General features: G+C 33.9%; 11 protein-coding genes. 1 reads left to right on the top strand and 10 read right to left on the bottom strand.

Annotated features, from left to right (window positions below):
- Window positions 1-155: 155 nt before the first annotated feature.
- A complete protein-coding gene (locus EOD40_RS16840) occupies window positions 156-4,547 on the top strand; it encodes a hybrid sensor histidine kinase/response regulator transcription factor (RefSeq protein ID WP_128197538.1) in 4,392 nt (1,463 codons plus the stop codon).
- Window positions 4,548-4,624: 77 nt separating this feature from the next.
- Here the strand turns inward: EOD40_RS16840 and EOD40_RS16845 are convergent, their stop codons facing one another.
- From EOD40_RS16845 to EOD40_RS16890, 10 genes are all read right to left on the bottom strand, one after another.
- Window positions 4,625-6,253, bottom strand: a complete 1,629-nt coding sequence (locus EOD40_RS16845) for a glycoside hydrolase family 43 protein (protein WP_128197540.1) — start codon at window positions 6,251-6,253, stop codon at window positions 4,625-4,627.
- A gap of 73 nt (window positions 6,254-6,326) precedes the next feature.
- Complete coding sequence (locus EOD40_RS16850; RefSeq protein WP_128197542.1) at window positions 6,327-9,380, bottom strand: glycoside hydrolase family 2 protein; 3,054 nt, start codon at window positions 9,378-9,380, stop codon at window positions 6,327-6,329.
- 36 nt (window positions 9,381-9,416) lie between these two features.
- On the bottom strand, window positions 9,417-11,885 hold the full coding sequence (locus EOD40_RS16855; protein WP_128197543.1) for a glycoside hydrolase family 95 protein: 2,469 nt from the start codon (window positions 11,883-11,885) through the stop codon (window positions 9,417-9,419).
- A 95-nt stretch (window positions 11,886-11,980) separates the two neighbouring features.
- Complete coding sequence (locus tag EOD40_RS16860; protein ID WP_128197545.1) at window positions 11,981-12,979, bottom strand: pectinesterase family protein; 999 nt, start codon at window positions 12,977-12,979, stop codon at window positions 11,981-11,983.
- 156 nt (window positions 12,980-13,135) lie between these two features.
- On the bottom strand, window positions 13,136-14,725 hold the full coding sequence (locus tag EOD40_RS16865) for a DUF4957 domain-containing protein (RefSeq protein ID WP_128197547.1): 1,590 nt from the start codon (window positions 14,723-14,725) through the stop codon (window positions 13,136-13,138).
- A gap of 19 nt (window positions 14,726-14,744) precedes the next feature.
- Window positions 14,745-16,766, bottom strand: coding sequence for a RagB/SusD family nutrient uptake outer membrane protein (locus tag EOD40_RS16870; RefSeq protein WP_128197548.1), 2,022 nt, complete (start codon window positions 16,764-16,766; stop codon window positions 14,745-14,747).
- Window positions 16,767-16,778: 12 nt separating this feature from the next.
- On the bottom strand, window positions 16,779-20,129 hold the full coding sequence (locus EOD40_RS16875; protein WP_196781467.1) for a SusC/RagA family TonB-linked outer membrane protein: 3,351 nt from the start codon (window positions 20,127-20,129) through the stop codon (window positions 16,779-16,781).
- A 458-nt stretch (window positions 20,130-20,587) separates the two neighbouring features.
- Entirely contained in the window at window positions 20,588-23,119 is a 2,532-nt protein-coding gene (locus tag EOD40_RS16880) for a glycoside hydrolase family 95 protein (RefSeq protein ID WP_128197550.1), read from the bottom strand.
- A gap of 11 nt (window positions 23,120-23,130) precedes the next feature.
- Window positions 23,131-24,183 (bottom strand): pectinesterase family protein, encoded by a 1,053-nt coding sequence (locus EOD40_RS16885; RefSeq protein ID WP_128197552.1) that lies wholly within the window; start codon window positions 24,181-24,183, stop codon window positions 23,131-23,133.
- Between the two features lie 440 nt (window positions 24,184-24,623).
- Entirely contained in the window at window positions 24,624-24,938 is a 315-nt protein-coding gene (locus tag EOD40_RS16890) for a putative quinol monooxygenase (protein WP_231129652.1), read from the bottom strand.
- Window positions 24,939-25,006 lie beyond the last annotated feature (68 nt).

Raw genomic sequence — 25,006 nt, forward strand, 5'->3', positions numbered from 1 at the left:
CATCTTCAATCAATTTCAAATAGCTCTCTTTGAAAATATTAACTTCCAATCATTTTTAAACTCTTTTTAAAGCACCTCATTCTAATAGTATTTCATATTTTCGTAAAACTTTAAAAAAGGCTAAAAAGCTCTTTTTACGTAATTTATAAACTTTTATGAAACAAAATTATCAAACTATATTATACTCTATTTTAGGACTGTTCTGTTATTTTATTTGCTGTAGTCAGGAAAATTATAAGTTCGAACATTTTTTGGTTGAAAATGGGCTTCCTCACAATATTATTAACCATATCATACAAGATAAAAAAGGTTTTATATGGTTTGCTACAACCAACGGTCTAAGTAAATACAACGGTTATAGTTTTCAAAATTACAAAACACAGCTAACCGATAAGGTGTTAATGAAAAACAACCGAATAGATTGGATTACAGAAGATAGCCGTGGAAGAATATGGATGAAAGCTCTTGCTTATAATAACAAAGCCTATTGTTTTGATCCTATAACAGAATCTTTTTGGGGAACTGAATTAATTCCAAATTTTTCTGAAAACAATTTTGATATTACCCAAATCAAACCCCATAAATCAGGATTAGTTTGGTTACTTTCTAATAAAGATGGCTGTATTGTTATAACCAATAGTGCTTATTCAAGTAAAATTTACAATACTAAAAATCGTAATTTAAACACAAATGTTGTCAATAACGTTTTTGAAGATACACAAAAAAACTCATGGTTATTGACTGATAAAGGCGTTGCATGTGTACCCCTAAATAAAATCAATCAAAAACCACAATATTTGACAAGACAAAACGAAAAAACAACTTCCTTTTATTCGGCAATAGAATTTAAAGATGAAATTTGGTTTGGGGGATCAAACGGAACTCTGATTAAATATACCAAGGGAACTAAAAATTACAGAACTCAAAAACTGGAACTTGACGCCAACATTGTAAAAATTGAAAAATTGGATAATGAATTGGTACTTGTAGTAACCGAACAAAAAGGATTTTGTACTATTAATATTTTTACAGGACAGATTACAAAATATGACTCATCTAATTTACCTGGTCTAAAAACTAAAGGTTTAAATGTATTAAGCCTGATTAAAAAAAATATGCTTTGGTTTGTTAATGATAATGATTCAGGAATTAATTTATTTAATTTTAAAACCCAAAAATTAAAATATTTCCCGGCATCTAATACTAAAGCATCATCTTCACAATTTTTTGTAAAACCTATTGTTTTAACTGATGCAAAAGGTGAAATTTGGGTACAACCAAATGGAGGTGGCTTCTCAAAATACGATGAAATTAATAATCGATTAATTCCTTTTAATACTACTTCATTATTTCCAAAAGGAAATTTCAGTAATAATTTTCACACTGCAATGTTTGATAAACAAGGAAACTTGTGGTATAATGTTCAAACATCAGGAATTGTAAAAGTAGTTTTTAATAAAAATAATTTCAAATTATTAAAAGTAAACAACCCCTCATTTTCTTCAGAAACTAAAGACGTAAGGTCCATCTTCCAAGATAGTCGCAAAAACATTTGGGTAGCCAACAAACAAAACCAAATTACAATCCTGGATAAAAATCTAAATAAGATTGGTTATTTGTCTCCAAACGGACAATTACAAAACAATGCTACATGGAATAAACCTGTCTACAGCATTATTCAGGATTCACAATCTAATATTTGGATAGGAACCCGTGGGGATGGTCTTTATAAATTCGTACCACAAACCCAGCCATACACTTACAGTGTAACTCATTACAAAAATGAAGTTTCTAATCCTTACAGTATCAGTGACAATAATATATACTCCATTTTTGAAGATCAATTCAATAAAATATGGATAGGAACCCTAAATGGTTTAAACTTAATTTCGAGTCAAAACCAAAATTTGAAATTTATTAATCATAATAATAAATGGAAAAAATTACTTATAAAAAAACACAATAAAATAAGGTGCATTAATCAGGATTCAAATGGATTAATGTACATAGGAACCACTTCTGGTCTGGTAGTTTTTAATCCAAAAAAAAATCTTGAGAACTCCAGGATTTATGAAATAACTAATCAAAATCCTAATTGCTTAAATAGTAATGATATCATTGATTTTTGCATAACTAAAAACAGAGGTGTTTTTATTGCAACTGCAGACGGCGGAATAAGTAAAGTTCTCACAAAAGATAAAAATGGATTTCCGGAAACCTTTAAAAATTATACCCCAAAAGAAGGATTAGCATCCAATAATATACTTTCTATCGTAGAAGACAATGATAATAATATCTGGATTACCACAGATTACATATTGACCCGTTTTAATCCAAATGACGAACATTTTGAAATATATTCAGAAGTTAAACCTGTAATGTCATATGGTAATTTTACAGAAGCCACTAAAATAAAATTAGATAGCGGAGAATTATTTTTTGGTTATTCAGAAGGACTTTTACATTTTTCCCCGGATCAAATCAAATCTAACAATTTCAAACCTTATCTTGCATTTACAAATTTCCAACTCTTTAATCAAAACGACAACAACCATAAGTTATTTCCTTTATCTATTGACAGCAATAACACTCTCGAATTAGATCATAATCAAAACTTTTTTAATATAGAATTTGCAGCCTTAGATTATATAAGTCCTGAGAATATTAAATATGCTTATAAATTAGATGGATTCGATGAAAATTGGAATTACGTAAACAATCAAAGGACTGCTTTTTATACCAATGTGCCAAAGGGAAGCTACACCTTTAAAGTAAAATCGACTAACAGTCAGGGAAATTGGGTTGAAAACGAAAGAACTTTAAATATAACGGTCAATCCTTCAATATGGAATACAACTCTGGCCTATATCTTTTACGCACTGTTAATTATAGGCTGCATAATGCTGATTAATTATGCCGTAATTACTATTTACAGACTAAAAACAAATGCCCAATTAGAAAAAGACATTTTCAATATGAAACAAAAGTTTTTTATTGATATTTCACATGAATTACGTACTCCATTGACTTTAATAACTGGCCCCATCGAATATTTATTAAACGATAACAGAACTCCTGAAGTTGTAAAAAAACAACTGTCCTATGTATCCCAAAGTACCTCCCGTTTACAAAGACTAGTAAATCAGATTTTAGACTTTAGAAAAATACAGGATCAAAAACTGCAAATATCTGAACTCAATCTGACGGAATTCACCAGTGATATTTTTAATAATTTTATTGATACTTCACAAGAAAGAAATATCAACTATAACTTAGAAATTATACGTGAAGACATCAAACTATGGGCAGACAAAAATGCATTAGAAAAAATTATCATGAACCTTTTATCCAATGCTTTTAAATACACTCCCGATGAAAAATCTATTACGGTTCGGGTAACTAAAAACAATAAACAAATTATTTTACAGGTAATTGACGAAGGAATTGGAATCTCTGAAGATTATCAAAACAGTATATTTAACCGTTTTGCCTCTTTCAACAAAAACAATAACAATCCCAGTACCGGAATTGGATTATCCATGGTAAAAGAGCTTGTTGAGAAACATCATGGAGAAATTAATTTCATAAGTAAAACCAATGTTGGCAGTACTTTTTCTATCTATTTTAAATTAGGCAATAGTCATTTTGGTAACGATGTAGAAATAGTGAAAAATGAGACTACAGAAACTAACGAATACAAACCAATAAAAACTCCAGTTGATACTTTAGCTAATGAAGAATTAAATAATAATGACGAAAAGATAAAAGTATTAGTAGTTGAAGATGATCTTAAGCTGCGAACATTCCTCAAAAATGTTCTGGAAGATGAATATAAAGTAATCGAGGCCGAAGATGGAGAAATAGGTTATCAAAAAATACTGGAAAATACTCCTGACTTTATTATTAGTGATATTATGATGCCTAAACTCAATGGTGTCGACCTTCTAAAAAAAATCAGAAATAATATCGAAACAAGTCACGTACCAGTAATATTATTAACAGCTAAAACCACTATAGAAAGTAAACTGGAAGGACTTTCATATGGTGCTGACGATTATATAACCAAACCGTTTAGTGTTTCCTACTTAAAAGTAAGAATTACAAACCTTCTGGAGCAACGAAAAAGATTGCAAAACATTTTTGATTCGTATCAAAAAAATAATGCCGTGGAAAACGATTCAAAAGAATACGATCCTAAACCTTATTTAATTACTGACCAAGACGAAGAAATCATGCAAAAAATTATGCTTAGCATCGAGGAAAATATGGATAACAATGATTTCTCTGTTGAAGATTTAGGAGCTGTTGCAGGACTTAATCGCACCACCTTCTTTTACAAAATAAAAAGTCTCACCGGACTTTCTCCTGTTGAATTTATTCGTGATGTACGAATTAAAAGGGCAGCACAATTATTAATAAGCAGTCAATTATTAATTAAAGAAATCGCCTATATGACCGGATTTTCGGATATCAAATATTTTACAAAATCCTTTAAAAACAAATATAACTTAACCCCAACTGAATACCGTCAAAAGAATAAAAACTAAGCAAAACCTAGTTTTACTATACAAAAAAAGAAGTCAAATGACTTCTTTTTTTGTATTTACTCTGAGAGTATATTTATTTAATTTTTAGTCATTCTAAACCAATCTACATTTACATAACCTGCATTATTAATAGTACCTTCCCTTAAAGCAACATAACCTATTTTTGAACCAATCCAGGTTCCTTCTGAAGCCGTAAACTCAACACCTGCTTTTACGTATGTTTTATCATCATAACTGTAATAAAACTGGCACTTCCCTCCTTTTTGAACTTTAACCCTGAAATAAAGAGTACCACTTTTCAAGTCGGCTAATTCAGTACTTGTTTCAGCATTTTCTTTATCAGCTTTATTCCCTGATAACTGTAGCAACTTCAATTGTCCTTTAATTTGTTTAACAGCTAAAGAGCTATAGCTTCTTCCCATAACTACAAAACCAAATTCTTCATTATCAAAATTGGGTTTAAATTCAAATTTAGTTGTCGCAGTAAACTCTTCTGCCGGAAATTTTTGAGCCAATATATTTGGCACTTGCCATAAACTTTTAAAATCATTAGGCTTAGGAATACAATTAAATCTATAATATCCCATTCCTGCTGAAGGATAGCCCCATACCAATTGCTTGTTGGCATGCCATTGCCACTGTAGTCCTTGAATAGGTGTATTAAACTCATCTGAATCTGGAGGAGTTGCTATTGAATAAGTAGCTCCTACATTGGGCTTTTTATATTCAGAAACAGGTTCACCAATACCATTATGATCATTATCTACACCCATAACCGGCCAGTTTTCTTTCCATGACATTGGATTCAAATGCACCACACGACCGTACGCTCCCTGATCCTGAAAATGCAAAAACCAGTCTTCTCCTGTTACCGTATCTACCCAAGCCCCCTGATGTGGTCCGTTAATGGAAGTTGAACCTTGTTCTAAAACCACTTTTTCTTCATAGGGACCCAAAATATTTTTGGAACGCAAAATCAATTGCCAGCCAGTTGATACTCCACCTGCAGGTGCAAACACATAATAATAACCATTTCGCTTATAAAATTTTGGTCCTTCTACTGTTGTATGTTTTTCATGACCATCAAATAGTATAATATCATCATCATTTGCCTGTGTAGCTACTGCATTCATAGAACATAACATCAGAACACTTTTTGTACCCGCCCTACTACCGGCTAGTGCGTAACCCAAATAGGCTTTGCCATCTTCATCCCAAAATGGAGCCGGGTCTATAATTCCTTTGTTTGATTTAACCAAAACAGGCTCACTCCATTTTCCTCGAGGATTTTTAGTTTTTGTCATGTAAATCCCAAAATCCGGATCCGGATAAAATATATAAAATTCTCCTTTATGGTAACGAATACAAGGTGCCCAAACACCATTACCATGTTGGATTTTATCATAAACTTCAAATGGAGGTTGTTTGGGTAAAGCGTAATTGACCAATGACCAATTCACCAAATCATTAGAATGTAAAATGGGTAGACCAGGAATACAATTAAAAGACGAAGCAGTCATATAATAATCCTTACCTACTCTGCAAACATCTGGATCTGAATAATCCGCATACAGAACAGGATTTTTATAATTCCCATTTCCTAAATCAGAAACCCAAACCTCTGAAACATTTTTTTTATCGTTTTGAGCATATAAACTTCCAATAATGGAAATAATCAATAAGGATGTAATTTTTATTTTTCTCACTTTTATACTATTTTAATTTTTATTCTGATTCTTTATAAAATTTTTTCCCATAATCAAACTCAGACGCAACATATTACTTCAATAAATTCAATAATAACTGTTGCCCTACAACATTTGCTTTATTCTTAGCCGACACGTTAAAGGTTTTCATAGAAGCATTTTCACCATCTCCTTCAGCTTTTTTAACTACTTCATTTTCTTTTATACAACTAAAAATATCCAGCGCACAAAGAATGATTTTCCCTCTTCCATGCGGGATTACACTTAGAGCAGAATAAACCTCTTGTTTGTGATCAGAAACACATCCAACAATTGTCTCTCCATTAAACATTCTAAGCCCTAATCTATTTTTGTTATAAGTTGCAAAACATTGGTATTCCCAATTGAAAACGCAAGATTGCGGCAAACTATCGAACCATTTAGTCTCTTTGACAAAATAATTCCCACCATACCAGGAAGTTCCTAATGCTTTGAAACCTCTGTAATCAGCAGCTTCTTTTTTAGCAAAATATGTTGCCCAGGTATCTGTATCATTAACAACTACAATTGTATTTCCGTTATTAACCCATTCTAAAAGGTCTGTAACCAATGGATTTCCTGTTTGCTGCGGTTTAAAAGCTCCAATTACCAGACAATTCCCTGATGGAGTTCCACTTTTATAATTTTTGAAATTAATTTTTTCAGAATCAAAATATTTACCAATAACACCTGTAGTATCAGCCACCATAATATTAGAAGCCAATTTTTCTTTGTTCAATTTTACCGCAAACAATTCGTCACTTCCTGTTGCAATAACAGTATTGTCTTTCGAGACTAATTCGGCAGAAATCTTTGTATAACCTTCCGTTTCTGGCGAAAAATTATTTCCGGCAGACAACAATTCACCATACTTAATTCCACCACTTACTGTTACAGGAATTGTTTTTGTCCAAACCGTTTGTTTCTTATTATTTGTTGCTTTAACCTTTAAATTGTAGACTCCTTTAATGTCTTTTTCGTTCACAATAAAAAAATCTATCGTAGTCGTATCTTTTACAGACAAAACCTTATGATTCAATTTTACGGCCACATACAAAGGCTTGTTATAACGCGCAATCAAATCGGCATCGCCTTTTAGATTTCGATAATTATCCACAATACCGGAATGGTTTTCCAGCTTCATGCTTTCCCAGCCATTTACAGCATAACCATCAATTGTATTACTGATTCGTACGTTTTCAATGGTTCTTCCCTGATAATAAAAAGCTACGTTGCCCATTTGTCTCGTCAGACTATCTACGTTAGGAAATGATTTCTCGAAATCATTTTTCTTCAGGAAATTATCATAAGCATCATACCATTTTAAATAATCGTCACTTTCCCATCCAATATCTTTGCCTCTTTTCAGAATCTCATCTCTTATTAACTGCAATCTTGGTGGTGTACCTATTGCTCCCTCTTCTCCATAATAAATGATTTCATCTTTATGATCTGTGAACAACTTCGCATAACTTTTAGGACTATTATATAAATTATCGTGATACACACCCGGCCCTCCGGCATGATGCTGATCAAACCAACCATAACTATAAAACTGATTGTTATATGGTAACAGATGTAGTTTAAAACGGGGATCTGCACCCATTTTTATTGGTCCGTTACTGGAATTGTAAGTCATTATCCTTGTTGGATCTAGTTTGTGTCCTGTCTGCATTTGCACGCTGTCTTTTTGTTGAGGCTCCGCCCCTCTTTCATTGTGCATATTGTAAATTACCAATGAAGGATGGCTTCGGTCACGCTTTATCATTCTAAAGAACTTTTCATCGCGTGCTGCAAAATAAAAATCAGCCTGTTTCTTTTCCAATTCATTTTTAGGATTGAATTGGTTAGCAGGAAACTGATTTCCTCCGGGCTCCTGAAAATAAAGTAAACCCATTTCGTCAGCATAATCCAAAACATTAGTTTGACCAATGGTACGGTGGAAATTCAGCATATTCAGACCAATAGCTTTGGCATCTGCGATTTGTTTTTTGGCCAGTTCATCGCTTGGTGCAATTCCGTTTACCGGCCAGAAACCCCAGGATATTGCTGTTCTAACAACAATGCGTTTGTTGTTTAGATAAAACTGCTTGTCCCCATCAATATCTTTGACTTCAAACCAACGGAAACCAAACTTTTTCTCAACTACATCTTTTACGACATTATCCTTTTTAAGCGAAGCTTTCAGCACATACAGATTAGGATTATCAACATCCCAAAGTTTTGCATTATCGATTTTAACAGTAAAAGATTGCGAGGCATTATCTCCACGAACTGCTTCAATTGGATAGCTTTTTGACCAAACTGATGTACCCGTTTTTCTTTCGCTTATTTCCAACAAAACAATCCCTTTAAAAGTTGCCGATGTATTGTTAGTCAACGAAATATCAGCATCAACTTCATTAAGAGATGGTTTGTTTTTGATAAAAACATCATTTACAAAAACATTATCCGTTGCCACAAGACTCACTTTTCCGGTAATTCCGCCAAAACCATGTGTTGGGTTAGTACGATAATTTCCCCACATATAATTGGAACTATCTCTCCAGTCAAAATTTCCATTAGGATCGGTAATTCTAACCGCTATTGAATTTGATTTTCCAACAGTTACATAATTGGTAATATCAACATCAAAAGGAGTTCCGTTAATCAAATCATAGCCTGCTAACTTTTGGTTTACAAATACTTCTGCCCTGAAACGAACACTTTCGAAATGCAAAACAATTCGCTTTCCTTTCATTGATGCAGGTACATTCATTTGGGTCGAAAACCAGGAAACTCCAAGATAATTACCTGAAACTCCAAAAGTATTTTTATTGAGACCCCAATGAAATTCTTCCACCGTAGCCGGAAGATGCACTGTCTTACTACCTCCTTTTGTCAATGCCTGCCAACCGCCAGTAGGTAAATTAATTGGTGTTTTTTTTACATCAACAGGAGGTGTGAATAAAACATCATTTTGCCATTTTGCCACTGGATCTAACCAAAGTTGCCAATTATTATTTGATATATCCTGTATAATACGTTCTTGGGCAAATGAAGTTTTGGCCGATAAAACAACCAGCAAAATTGCTACTATAATTTTAAAATTCTTAGAATTACTTTTCATAAATCTCAATCGTTACTCTTTTGTCTTTTTATTTGGCTATTTTGCTTTAAAAACATAGGTTTTTCCGGCAACTGTATTAAAATCATATAGCTTAGTTTCAGGAAGTGTATAGCCTTTTAAAGCTGCTTTCCCTGAAATTAACGGTTCTTTTATGCTTTCTACTTTGTAAAAAGGATTCGTATTTTCTCCTTTGGCTTCAGCCAATTTAAACTCACTCGCTAACTTAACATCTGATGCCAGACGCAATCGGCAATTTCCTCCTAAAGCAGATTTTATGGTTAATTGTTTCAATTTACCTTTTTCCCATTCCATACCTACTTCAAAACCACCTCTGGCTTTTAAACCGCTAACTTTTCCACTTTTAAAATCGTCCGGCAAAGCAGGAAGCAAATAAATAGCACCATCATAACTTTGTAATAACATATCAGTAATTCCTGCTGTGCACCCAAAATTCCCATCAATTTGAAAAGGTGGATGAGCATCAAAAAGATTTGGATAAGTTCCTCCCGATTCTCCTTTACTTTCCAGCGGTGCCGGACTTAATTGGTCTTTTATCAGTTTAAAAGCCCTGTTTCCGTCTAATAATCGAGCCCACCAATTTACTTTCCAGCCCATAGACCATCCAGTTGAAACATCCCCTCTTGATATCAAAGTATTTTTAGCAGCTTCAATTAATTGCGGTGTCCTGAATGGTGAAATTTGTCCAGATGGAAACAAGCCGTACAAATGAGAAATATGTCTATGATGATCATTTGGTTTGTCTAAATCATGAAGCCATTCCTGCAATTGCGAATACTGTCCTACTTGCATTGGCGGCAATCTTTTTAGTGCCACTGCAACCGAATCTGCAAAGACTTTATCTGTTTCTAAAATTTTAGACGCATTGATAATGTTGTTGAAAACATCAAAAACCAACTGATTGTCCATTGTTGTTCCTGCAGAAACACCCACACTACTCTCATAAGTATTTTCAGGAGACATTGATGGAGCAACAACTAACCATTTATGTTCCAGTTCTTCCTGAAGTACATCCAAATAAAATTGGGCTGCACCTTTTAAAACCGGGTAATATTCCTTTAAAAATGCTTTATCACCAGTGTAGAGATAATGTTGCCACAAATGTTGGGTAAGCCAGGCTCCTCCCATTGGCCAAAGTCCGTAAAATCCGCCATCAACCACTCCTGTCATACGCCATAAATCGGTATTATGATGCATATTCCAGCCTCGGGCGTGATACATTTCAGAAGCACTCTCTTTTCCTGTTTCGGCTAAATCTTTTAGCATACTAAATAACGGCTGGTGCATTTCGCTCAGATTGGTTATTTCGGCAGGCCAATAATTCATTTCGGTATTAATATTTACCGTGTATTTACTGTCCCATGCAGGATTCAACTTATGATTCCAAATTCCCTGAAGATTCGCCGGCTGATTGCCTGGCTGCGAACTCGAAATCAATAAATACCTTCCAAACTGAAAATAAAGCCCCACCAATTGCGGATCATAGGAATTAGCAAATTCTTTAATCCTTACATCAGTAGTTTTATTCGATTGAGGGGAATCTCCTAAAAACAATGATACACTGTTAAAATACTTTTGGTATGCAGCAACGTGATTTTGGTATGAATCAGCATAACTTTTCTTAGAAGCTTTAGCTAAAATTGCAGAGGCTTTTTCAGTTGGATTTACCGAAAGGTCCTTATAATTTTTAAAATTAGTCGCAATCGAAATACGGATAATCACCTCATCGGCATCGTTGATGGTAAGCTTATCGGTTGCAGCTATTAATTTTCCGCCTTTTAAAGTACAGGCTGCTTCTCCAACAAATTTTACTTTCCCTGTTTTATTATCTGTATCTCCCGTTGTTCCTTCAAAAAACAATTTACCATCCTGAGTTTTAAAATTGCTAACTATTTGCGGACTTGTAGCTGACAATGAAAAACTAATACTTTTTTTCTTATCAGCAGTTAATTTCACAATAATAACATTATCTGAAAAAGACGCAAAAAATTCTCGTTTGTACGTTATTCCGTTTGCTTTATAACTCACAGACGAAACCGCTTTTTCTATATCCAAATCTCTTTTGTAATCCGTATAATTTTCATGCCCCGAAAATTCAATCCATAAACTCCCAACTGTCTGATAAGGCATTCCGTAATTCAAATCTTTTGGAGCCTGTCTCGGGAAAGTTTTATTGGCTAAATCCTGAGCTTCTTTATTTCTCCCTGCAAAAAGTAATTTCCTTATTTCTTCAATATTCGAATAGACATTTTTGGGTACATTATTCCCTGGTTCACCAGCCCAAACGGTTTCTTCATTTAATTGCAGTTCTTCTTTTTGAGGATTCCCAAAAACCATAGCTCCTAAACGACCATTACCAAGTGGCAAAGCTTCATTCCAATTAGTTGATGGTTTATCGTATTGCAATTTTAACTTCTGTTGGGCATTCCCTTGAAAAACAGTTATGGACACCAATAAACAACTGGCAATAATTTTAATTCTATTCATTCTTAATTTTATATTTATGATTCTATTTAATGCCTTTTACTCACAGCAAGTAAAAGACAAATAAATACTATATGATTATGCTTTTATTTTTTAAATTATAAAACTGGAGTCCAATCTTTAAAAATAGCACTTAGAGTATACTGATTTGTAAATTGTTCTAGTGTCAATAAATGCGACCAATTTACACGGGAGGTGGTATTTCCACCTGCCCCTGTCGATAAATATTCACCATAAAAAGTTGTTGACTGAGCGTCTACTTTTCCCCAATTATGCCAACCTTCGGCTTTAATATGCCCAGCCATTTCGCATTGAATAAAAACTGTTTTAGCATCGTTTCTCCATGGTCGCCCTAAATAATAACTGCTATTTCCTGAATTTGTAGTCAATTTACAATTCAGAAAAACAAGACCATAAGGATTTTTTTCATTGGTACTTGCTGCTGTTAGATAGGAACCTCCTTGTTTTGCAAAAATTTCACATTGATCAAAAACTGCCGTTGAAGCTCCAAAAATAAAATCCACTGCTCCTTCGATATAGCAATTTTTATAATACTGTCTACTTGTGGTACTACGCGGGTAAAGCGTATCCTGAAAACCTAGAAATTTACAATTATCAAAAATTATCTTATCACCATCAATCCTTACAGCTACTGCCTGACCTACGGGTCCAGATGAGTTTTCGAAAGTGATGTTTTTAGCTTTAAAATTATCTGCTGTCACAATAAAACTAGCCGATCCGGATGTTCCAATATCCTGTCCTGAACTATTTTTCTTGGAAGCATAATCATCATAAGTAAGAATAACATTTTCTTTACTTTCTCCAATTAAGCTAATGTTATTCTTATCCTTGATTACTTCCAATTTCTCTTTATAAACACCATTCTTTATTAAAATTCTGGTCTCCTTTGTTTTAAGAGATACTATCGAATTAAGAGCTTCCTGAACCGTTTTATAGTCACCACTTCCGTCTTGAGCGACTACTATATCGTATTTAATTTTTTCTATTTGGATTTCACCTTTTCGGAAATCATTAGCTGCTTCAACAAAAAAACTGTTCATTAAAAACACAGCAGCCATTAAAAAATTTAAAACCATTATTTTATTTTTATTTATCATTAGTACTATTTATTTCTGAGTAAAATACAACAATTAATACTAAACATCTCATACTAATTTTGAATTAATTCTATTTTTGAAAAAGAGGGGAATCCTTAAAAAATTCCCCTCTCCTATAGACTAAATTATTAATAATTAAAACCATCTTTTATCACCGGCAACACCTGTCCCGGCAAATCCAACACCTTCTTTAATATGGAAGTTTTTATTAGCGGGATCTACAAATAAACCATAAATATTTAATGGCACCACAGCTATACTGGCAAAAGGCCTTACATCTACAATCAAATCATTAGTTTTATAGCTACCTGCATAAGAAATAGGAATATTACTGTAAGTTCCGTTTGTATCGTTTATTTTGGCTCCTCCATTAGGTCCTCCAATGATAAGATTTTGGATAGAAACCTGAGATGGCTTGGCGTTATCAAACAACCAAAGGTGCCCCATTGCCGTAGTAATATTGACACAGGTAATATTCTTGAAATTAACTTTGGTAGCGATACGAACATCAGCAAATCGGGTACTGATTTCTGTAAAAGTACAATTGGTAGCATTGATTGAATTAACCACACCTCCTGCTCCCACATTAAATACTCCATAACCTCCGGTATTTGAAATCCAGGTATTGTTTACATTAATATCCTTTATAACAGCTGCTCCACTAACTCTGACAATTGAATTGATATTAGACACATTACAACCTTCAACAGTAATATTGTTCACTATTTTTGCTGCAAGATCAATGAAGAAATTCCCTGAAGATGTAGTAGACAAATATTGAATTATAATGTCTTTTACCTGAGTTTTAACATTAAATCTTGCATTACTCAAAACTGGCAATTCACCGTTTGCCCCTGTAGATCCGGTAAAAGCAATATTATTAACCCCTGTAGGTACTACTATTTCACCACCTATTGCATAGGTTTTCCCTACTTCAAACTCAACTGTAATATCAGTAGCTCCACCTGACACCAGATTAGTTAAAGCTGTATTGATACTTGTTGCAGTATCCGTTGGTAAAACTTTATACACCGTGCTACCTGCAAATCCTGTTGTTGTTATATTCAGAGTACCACGGTTATTTGTACCATTAAAAATCTTAGCTATATACTTGGTTCCGATACTTAAATTATCGAAAGTAATCTCTCCTAACGTTTTTTGCGCATCTGTTAAAGTAACATCTTTTATTAACTGCATATCAGCGTTATATAAAACAATATTGGTTACACGAGGATTAACCGTCCATTGTAGTTTTATAGTATTTGTTGTTGGCAAATAATTAGTAAAAATCTGTTCCGGAGGAGTTTCAAAATAAATCTGGCTATAACCCGATTCCATACCGGTTGTTTCATCAACACTTTTCATTCTGACAGAATATCCGGTAGTTCCGTCCAAATCAGTGAACATTTCTCTATATTCAACCTTAGTCAAATTAGAGGAAGGAGCAAAAGGAACTAAACTACTTGCTGAAAGCTCAACCGTTTTTACGATTTCCTTAAATTCCAAATTGTCTTTACTGAATTCAAAAACATATTTAGTTGCCGAAATGGATTTAGTGAACTTCAGTTCAACCGAAGTAGATTGAAGTTTTGACACTTCAAATATCAATGATCTAAAAAGCCTGTCATTTCCTGACTCAACCTCCCAATTATTATAGTCTTTTTCGCAACTCACCATAAAACAGGAGAGTATGGAAACCACAAAAATTATTATACTGTTTTTCATTTAAATTAATTTTAAAAGTTTAATAGCCATATGAATTAGTCAGGAAACCTTTTGACTCAAATATATCCTCATAATAGATAGAGAAAAATTGTCTGTAATTGCAGTTCTTATTTCCCATGGTATATTGAGCCAGATTAGCTTGAATCTCACCTCCATTTGCCATAGAGCTAAGAAAACTAGAATAGTCGTATGCCTTATTAATTCCGGTAGCTGCCAATAACACTTTTGTAGGATTATCTAAATAAGTCCTGCTGGTTCCACTAGTTGGTTTTACAATACTCTTAGTAAACCAGGAAGCTGACTGATACTCCGTTCCGGGACTGGCTCCCAGATTAGTATAAAAATTGATTGACTTTTGGTCAATATATTCGGTATCTTTAAACTTATAATAAATAGTTTGTGGGAAATCCGAAGGCTGATAGGTTTTATCAAAAATGGTTACAGGCACTTTATTATCAAGCATTAAACAAAGTGTTTTCTTCATCGTTTCAATTTTTTCATATAATAATCCCCAACGGCACAAATCACCTTTACGAATAGATTCGCAACCAAATTCCCAAGCGCGTTCGTTAACAATAGCATTGAAAAAATTAGGATCATATTGTTTAATTTTTGCAGAACCGGCACCAAAAGCACGTTCTCTTACTTTTTCTAAAGCCTGACGAGGAGACATTCCTGCTGTAGTATTTACCGCATCCGGACTAGTCAACTGACTTTGAGCTTCGGCAAACATTAAATAAATATCTGAATAGCGCATCAAAATCCAGTTTACCCCAGTAGCTATACGGGAATTAGCTGTTTTATGCAAAGCCAAATAAGAAGGTGACATCCAGTAAATACGCCATTTTGCGAAACTAACATTTAAAGCATCTGTTTTCATAGTTTCTTTATTGGCACTACCGTAACTTGTCCAGGTTAAAGTAACATCACGACGACTATCATCACGGTCAAACGAATAAAAATAATAAGCCTGAGAAGCCACATAACTTCCTCCAAATCCTCTTGAACCGTATTTAGTATTACTTGCCACTTCATAGCCCATCAGAGAACCAATATCCCCATTATTCCCTAAACCAAAGGCAACTTCAAAAAGATTTTCGTTGTAAGTATTCTGCTGTAAATTACATACTGTTTTCCATATATTTTCATAACTAGGATCCAGCGCATGCGGATGTGCCGAGCTTCCTAAAATTTCAGCTGTTTGCTGAGCTGCTATTTGATAATAATCTCTCCAGTTTTTAACTCTACCCACATAATAACCGTTTTCTTCCTGTATAGTCGGATGATGCTCAACATCAGCATTAGGAAATAAATTACCGTCACGCAAAGACCATCCTCCGGCATAAAGAGCAACTTTTGCCAAAAGTCCTTTTGCGAAAGCTTTAGAAATACGCTCTGAGGTTGAATATTCAGCATTCGATTTAAGCCATGGCAAATAATTTATAGCCTCAGTCAAATCTTCTACCAGACCTGCATAAATAATATCTCTACTGGTTTTTCCCATATACACATTTGTAAGATCCGATTTAGATGCTTCTCTCTTAAATGGTACATCTCCCCAGAATTTCACTAATTCAGAATAAGCCATTGCTCTAAGAGTCAATGCTTCTCCTAATAAGGGTTTCATCTCAGCAGCTCTGGTCTCAAATATTGGTGAATTCCTGATTCCGTCCACAGCCGTTGAGGCTAATTCAGCAAACTCATACAAGGTTTGCCATTTTGTAGTCGTATTATAAGGATCATCATAAAAATTACCGGCACCCGAATCACTACTGGTCGAATTATAACCTGTGGTAGAAAAACCTGAATTGGTTTCAATATCCGAAACTCCCTGCCAGTTTACCGATAACTTTTGACCATAAATATAGGTATCGGTCATCTTTCCGTAAATTCCCATAATGGCGGCTTTAGCCATAGATGGTGTTTTAAAAACGGTTTCAGAACTTAATTTGGAAGGTGAACTTGTTTCCAAAAAATCATCACTACAGGAGAACAATCCCAAAGCAACAATAATGAAAGAATAGTATATTATTTTTTTCATAATCTTAATTAATTAAAATGTTACGTTTGCTCCAAATAAAAATGTTCTGGCTTTTGGATAGGCTGACCAGTCCAATCCCGGAGTTAATGGAGAACTGCCTGTACTTACCTCAGGATCCTGACCTGAATATTTTGTCCAAACTTTTAAATTATTTCCGGTTACATAGCATCGGATTTTTTGAACAAATTTGCCCTTAGCAATACTTTCAGGAAGCGTGTAACCCAATGTTAAATTCCCAAGTCTTAAAAAAGAACCGTCTTCTATCGCCCAATCGGTAATTATTGTAGAATTAGATAAGGGATGCCATATTGTAGCATTCTGATTAATCTCTTGTAACAACTGCGGATTAGCATCATTACCAAACATAATATTGTTTCCTGTAGCCGGATCAATGGTTGTAAAACGATTTTCTAAACTCATAATCGTACTTGCATTATTATAGCGCTTAGAACCGCTGAAAGTAGTATTGTCAATTTTATTGGCATTGTAAATATCATTGCCATACGACCAGTTGAACATTGCCGACAAATCAAATCCTTTATACGAAGTATTAATTGAAAACCCTCCTGTATGTTTTGGTTGCGCTCTACCAATAACTCTACGGTCTTCATCCGGATTGATAACTGTACCTGTACCACTTAATTTTTTAAGTTTCATATGTCCCGGTCCAAAATAATTCCCTGAAGTGGTAATAACTTTAGAAGCATCTACTACTCCCGGATTTAAAATCCATTTCTTTTGCGTAGTATCATAGGTAAAATCATCAAAACTGTAAAATCCATCCGAAACATAGCCATACATTAATCCCACAGGTTGCCCTACTCTGGCTCTATAATCATCGCGGCCTACGTTTGGAGCCCAGTTGGATGCCGCAATCATTTCACTGGAACTGTCCAGACTTTTTACTATATTTTTATTGAATGCTATATTAAAATTAGCTGACAATTTGAATTGATCACCGTCAACAATATCTCCTGACAAAGCAAACTCAAGCCCTTTATTAGAAGTGCTACCTATATTTTGGTATTGTGAAGTATATCCTGAATTAGCAGGTAATGCCACTGCCAGAATCAAATCCTTAGTATCTATCTGATAAGCATCAATGGTCAAATTCAATCTTTGATTAAAAAATCCTAAATCAAGACCTAAGTTAGTTGAAACTGTAGTTTCCCAGGTCAGGTTTTCATTTTTTAAAGTGGTCGAAGGTTTTAAAGTACTCTGAGCATTATTACCAATATAAATCAATCGGTTAGCAGATGATTCAAAAGTATAATCTTGTCGCCAGTAGGATCCTACTCGGGCATTCCCAACTTCTCCATAACTTAAACGGAACTTTGCATTGGATAGCCAGTCTTTAGTTTTACTCATAAATTTCTCATCCGATAATCGCCAGGCAAAAGCAGCTCCAGGAAAGAAACCCCATCTGTTTTTTGGAGCAAATACATTTTTACCATCTAATCTTGAAGTAACACTAAAAATATACTTATTCAATAAAGTATAATTGATACGTCCAAAATAAGAGGCTGTTCTTGAAGGTTCATTGATAGTGGTATAAGTTGGTAAAGGAGTACCATAATTCCACATGGCCAATACATCTTTTGCATTAAAATCTCCAGGGAAAAATTTTGACTGTATTAAGGTTTCACTAGTGTGCGAATCACGTGCTTCCTGTCCTAATAAAACATTCAATCGATGATTCGAATTACTAAAACTTCCATCGTAACTTATTGTATTTTGCATAGACCAGTCCACACCTTTCACATCCTGACGTTTAGCAACTGGCTGACCTCCATTAGCACTGGCTTCACCTGTATTTTTTAACCAGATATTATCAGTAAAATTTCTGTTTACAGCATAACTACCCTGAGAAACAATAGTTATTCCTTTAAATGGTTTATAAGTTAATCCTCCATTCATGGTAAGATTAAGATTGTTTTGCTCCTTATACTCGTTTGAAATATTATAAATAGGATCATTCAAGCTACTTAAAGCCTCAGCAGAAGTGATATTGTCAGTGTTCCCCAATAGAGCAGCCGGATCCAGATAAGTTAAACTTCTAACAGGAGCATATTTAATTCCGTCTCTTAATTTACTTCCACTGGAAACACTAGGTCCGGAAATGATTGTATTTGAAAATCTGGAGTTAAAATCTAAACGAAATTTGGAACTAATCTCTTTATTCAATTTAAAACTCAGATAGTCTCTTTTATAAGAAGAATTTATCATAATAAAATCTTCAAAATCATGAGTATAATTAACTTTATACTGCAATTTTTGATCTCCTCCTGACAAACCTAAATCAGTATGGGTTTGAAAACCTGTATTACCATATAGTTTTTCCTGCCAGTCGAATCCTTTTTTTGATTTGTAAATATCAACATCACTCCACAAACCATAGGCAGAATAAAAACTGGTTCCGGAAACACTTGATCCCGGATCAATCTCTTTTTGAAAATATACATATTCATAAGGAGATAAAACATCTGTCAGATTATAAGTCTTTTTTAAACCTGTATAGGCATTTGCAGTAATCTCAACTTTTCCTTTTTTTCCTGACTTGGTTGTTATAAGCACTACTCCATTAGCTCCCTGAGAACCATAGATAGCTGCCGATGAAGCATCCTTAAGTACATCGAAAGTTTCAATGTCGCCAGGAGGAATATCATTAATATTGTTTACCTGAAAACCATCGACTATAAACAAAGGGTTATTATCCTGAGTGATTGAACTTCCACCTCTTATACGTACATTAATTCGGGCATCCGGGGCTCCTTCGGTAATAGTAACATTCACTCCGGCTAATCTACCTGCAATAGCCTGTAAAGCATTGGTAGCCGGAATATCCTTTAAATCTTTCATACTTACTGAAGCTACCGAGCCCGTTAAATCTTTTCGTTTGGCTGTACCATATCCAATTACAACAACCTCATCCAGTTTACTAGAGGCTTCACGCATGAGTACATTTACTATTTTCTTTCCTGAAACCTCAACTTCCTGAGTTTCCATTCCGATATAGGTAAAGACTAAAACGGCATTTGACGAAACATCAGGGAGTAGAAAATTCCCGTCTAAATCAGTTACTGTTCCTTTTTTAGTGCCCTTAACAAGAACAGACACCCCCGGAATTCCAATTCCTTTATCATCAGTAACTTTTCCTGAAATTTTTGTTTGTTGGGTCTGAACAGCTAAAACAACTTTCTTTTTCTTAAGACTTACCGAAATAGCATTATTCAATTCGCTGGTAGTTTTCCCATAAACAATAGGTGAAAATGAAAAAGCTACCATAACTAATAAGGCAAAATGCTTCTTTTCAATAAAAGCATTGCCAGAGCCAAAGTTTTTCCTTGACAAATAATTTTTCATACATTTTTTGGTTTAGTTAGTTAATAATAGTTTAGATCGTAATGATCTTTGGTTTTTTCCACAACTCCTAAAAGAGGGATTGTGAAAAAAGTTCATCATAAATTCATAATTTATTTGAGCATAATACATTGATTAAAACATTTAACAAAAATTTTATATTCAATAAAAAAACTGTCATAATTTTAGAAAAATCACAACAAATTCGATAAACAAAACTAATTCTTAAGAAGTCGGACAAGAGGGTCAAAACACAAAATGATGGGGGGCATATCACACAAAGCCTTTATTTTCGGCACTTTTCAAAATACACACCGAAAAAAAGTTCCTGTAAAACTAAATTTCATGCTACAATCAACTTTTAGCTTTACTGATAGAAATACCGCAAAAAAAAAAAAAGAGCTATAAACCTAAATTCATAGCTCTTTTGTTCCAACCACAATTAAAATATTCAACCCAAATTATTCAACCGCATAAAACGTGTACGTACTCCCTTTCGAAGTTTTTACATCATATTCCAATACACTTAAAATACCTGTTCCTAAAAAAGTAGCACTATCAGAAATAACAGGTTTTTCAACAGGTTGATACTTAAAAAAACGATTGCTGTTATCTCCTTTGGCAATATTCAATCCTTCACCTTTTAATTTCGAATAGCTTCTCAATCGAAGATTTCCCCCTAAATTTGACTTTATCGTAACGGCAACAATTTTCCCTTTGTTCCATTCCATACTTTCAATTTCAAAACCACCGCGAGCTCTCAAGCCTTTTACTATTCCTTTCTTCCAAACATCCGGTAATGCCGGTAATAAGCTAACTGCTCCATCATGACTTTGCAATAACATTTCGGCAATTCCTGCAGTACAACCAAAATTTCCATCAATTTGAAAAGGAGGATGAGCATCAAACATATTTGTATAAGTCCCACCATCCGGATCTTTTATGGTTGTATTGGCCGGTTTTAAATTAAGCTGATTGGTTATTAATTTATAAGCATGATTTCCATCTAAATAACGAGCCCATAAACAAACTTTCCATCCCATTGACCACCCACGACTTGCATCTCCTCTGTCAATAAGAGAATTCCTCGAAGCTTCAAAAAGCTTAGGTGTTTTAAAGGCTGAAATCTCTCTTCCCGGAAAAATACCCCACAAATGTGATAAATGGCGGTGAGCATCATTTTTACGATCCCAATCTTCAAGCCATTCTTGTAATTGGCTATATTTCCCAATATGCATAGGAGGTAATTGTTCACGGATTTTTTTTAGTTCCTTTACCAATTCCTTATCTGTATTTAAAATCTCGGCAGCATCTATAGTGTTGGAAAGTAAATCAAAAACCATTTGATTATCCATGGTAACTCCCGAAAACACATTACAACGTTCACTCCCCTTTGTTCCATCTGCCTTTACTATTTCATACGATTGAAGTCCGGGAGTATGTTCTGGAGAAATTGAAGGTGAAACTACCAGATATCCTGTCTTTTTATCTTTTATTAAAAAATCCTGATAAAATTCGCAGGCACTTTTCATTATTGGATATACCTCTTGTAAATAAGCTGTATCTCCTGAGAAAAGAAACTTTTCCCATAAATGGGAGCTAAACCACGCATTGCATGTAGGCCATATACCTGCAGTTGCATCTACAGCTCCAGTAGAACGCCACAAATCAGTATTATGATGCAATGTCCAGCCTCTGGCACCATACATTTCTGAAGCTGATTGTTTTCCTGTTTCACTTACCTCCTTAATTAATTTAATAAAAGGATCATGACATTCGCTTAAGTTAGTAACTTCGGCAGGCCAATAATTCATCTCAACATTAATATTGGTTGTATATTTACTATCCCAAGCCGGATATTGCCCTGCATTAGGATTCCATATACCTTGTAAATTAGCTGGTTGAGAACCCGGCTGAGAAGAACTAATTAATAAATAACGACCAAACTGAAAATATGTGGACACTAAATTAGGGTCATCAGCTTTAGAGAACTCTGAAATCCTTTGATCTGTGGGTTTAGTCATTTGAGGTGATTTTCCCAAATCTAATTGTACTCTATTAAACTGCTTCTGATAAGCCACAATATGATCTTCCTTAGCCTTTTGATACGTTTTCGAAAATTTAAATAAATAATCCTTGGCACGTTTTTCGGCATCTCCGGAAATGTCTTTATAGTTCTTAAAATTAGTAGCAACTGAAATATAAATTATAGCCTCATCAGCATTTTTAACTGTTATTGAGTTTCCTTCTTTTTCCTGAATTCCTCCTTTAATTTCTACCTTAATTTGGGCATTAAAATTTAACAGATTTGGAATGTTTTCTTCTTTATCTCTGGCACATTTACCGTTTACGACAAGCAATTTACTTTGGTTATCAGGTACAACAGAAGTTACTGTTACCATATTAGTCTTTAATGGTCCTGCAAATGATGTATTAAAACTAATGGCTCCCTTTTTATCGGCTGTAAGACGAATTATGATAAGTTGATCAGGAAAAGAGGTAAACACTTCTCGTTGGAAACGAACACCATCAACTTTATATTTTGTGGTGGCAATAGCAGTTTTCAAATCCAGTTCTCTATAAAAGTCTTCAAATTTTTCATGACCCGGAACATTTAAAACCAGATTCCCAATAGACTGATATACTTGCCCATGAGAAGTAATTTTCCGATCGGCTATAATATCACTTAAAGCTAATTTTTGAGCTTCAATATAATTGCCTTTCTGAATAAAATCCTGAATGGTTTTTAAACTTTTTTTAGCGTTAGGATTTGTATTTTGATACGGACTTCCTGACCAAAAAGTATCTTCATTAACTTGAATGGTATCTGATTGTGGAACTCCATATACCATGGCACCAAGCCTTCCATTTCCCAATGGCATAGCATCTGTCCATGCTTTTGAAGGTTTATTATACCATAAAGTTAGATCTTTTTGGGCATAAGAATTTCCAAAAATCATAATGCTCAAAATTATTAAGAATTGTTTTTTCATAAATCTTATTTCTAAATCTTATCCTCTTTTGGATTCCAATTATCTGTTCCTTTTAATACATTTTCTACTGAAAACAAAGTTGCTTCAGATGAAGTTATCTCTTTCAAACCTGCCCATTTAGAACGTTTAGAAATATCTGCTCCCTCTCCTCTATTTTTATATTCATACAAATGCAAATCTTTACTTGTAGAAGCATAATCCATATTCCAAATTGTAGGCCAACCTAAAGGATTTATTTCTTTTCCCATATAACAATTTATCCATGCTACTTTAGGGTAATTATGCCAGGGACGCCCTAAGCTAACTGTTTGATTATCGTCATTATTTCTAGGACTATTCGTGGAAAAACTAAGCTTACAATTATAAAAAACAAATCCATAAACCTGCCCTTTGGGAGTACTAGGTGCTGTAATCCACCCACCGCCGAAACTTTTGATTTCACAAGAATCAAAATATCCAATTCCTCCACCATAGATGTAATCTGTTCTTCCTAAAACAAGACAGTTTTTAAAATAACTTCTTGTTCCATCTTTACCTAATAACATAGTGTCCTGGTATCCTAAAAAATTACAACTAACGAATACATTTCTATCTGAAGTGACAAAAATTGCTAATGCTTGTCCTACCGCACCCGCTGTATTTTGAAATGTTATATTTTCAGCTCTAAAACCATCCCCTTGAATGGAAATAGTTGCAGATGTTCTAATTGTTTGTCCAGTCCATTTTGCCACATCTTCGGCAGGACATTTATTATTTAATCCTTCTTTACAATCGTAGATATGATAACTTATAATCGTTTTTTCACGGTTCTCTCCTTTTAGAGTAATGTTTTCTTTATCAGTCGGAACTAAGATTTTCTCTGTATTGTATAAACCATTTTTTATATAAATGACTGTTTGCTTTTTCTGATTAGCTGGAACCGAATTAATAGCCTCTTGAATACTTATATAATCCCCACTTCCATCAAGAGCAACAACAATTCTGTCTTTAGAATTACCATAAACTAATAAGGGAGTTAAACTCCCAATAACTGCTATTAAAATAAATTTGTAAATTGTTTTCATATGTAATATTTATTGGTTTTTTATAATTTTTATAATAATTCAAGCCATTAAAATGGCTGTTAAATTATTTTCTCAATTGAGTAAATATTTAATTAGACTAAAAACGGTAAACTTTGATTTGCTTTGGTAGGAAACCCGTGTCATATATTAAACTACAAAAGAAAGACCTTTAACAAACAACAGCGTGGGCAATTCACATTGTATGGGGGGACATTTTACAAATAATGGATTATTTTAACTGAATTATAAACTATCAAAAAAGCTAAAAAAGAAATAAGATGTTCGATTGTAATCCCATCAAATACACAAAAACCGAAAATCAATGATTTTCGGTTTTCTTTTTTATCTAAAAAACTTAATGAAATAAAAGGGAATTAATTTAAAATCTCTTAATTCTATTTTCAAGTCACTTTAAAAACCTTTCTTTCAAAATATCTTTTTTAAGACACCTTACCTCGTGGGTCATCAATATGAATTTTAGAAACATCATAACGTACCCCTTGACGGTCGAGTATCTGTACATTTTTTACAACTGTAGTTAAAGCCGTTAAAAATGTTTCTGAATTTTCGTGACGTTCGTATGCTTCCTCATCTGCCCAACCTTCCAAAAGATGGAAAGTATTTTCATCAGTAAGATCCTGTGAAAAGGCATAATAAATACAGCCTTCTAATTTATTTGCGGCAATCATTTCCGGCACAACAGCATCAATAAAAGTTTGTCTGTCATTGGGATGAACCCGGTAATAAGCACTCACTGTAATAGTTGTCGTTTGAGTCTTATCATGATTTGTTGAAGTCCCTGTTTTTATTAAATTTTTCATAC

The organism is Flavobacterium sufflavum (genome assembly GCF_004016525.1).
GTDB lineage: Bacteria > Bacteroidota > Bacteroidia > Flavobacteriales > Flavobacteriaceae > Flavobacterium > Flavobacterium sufflavum.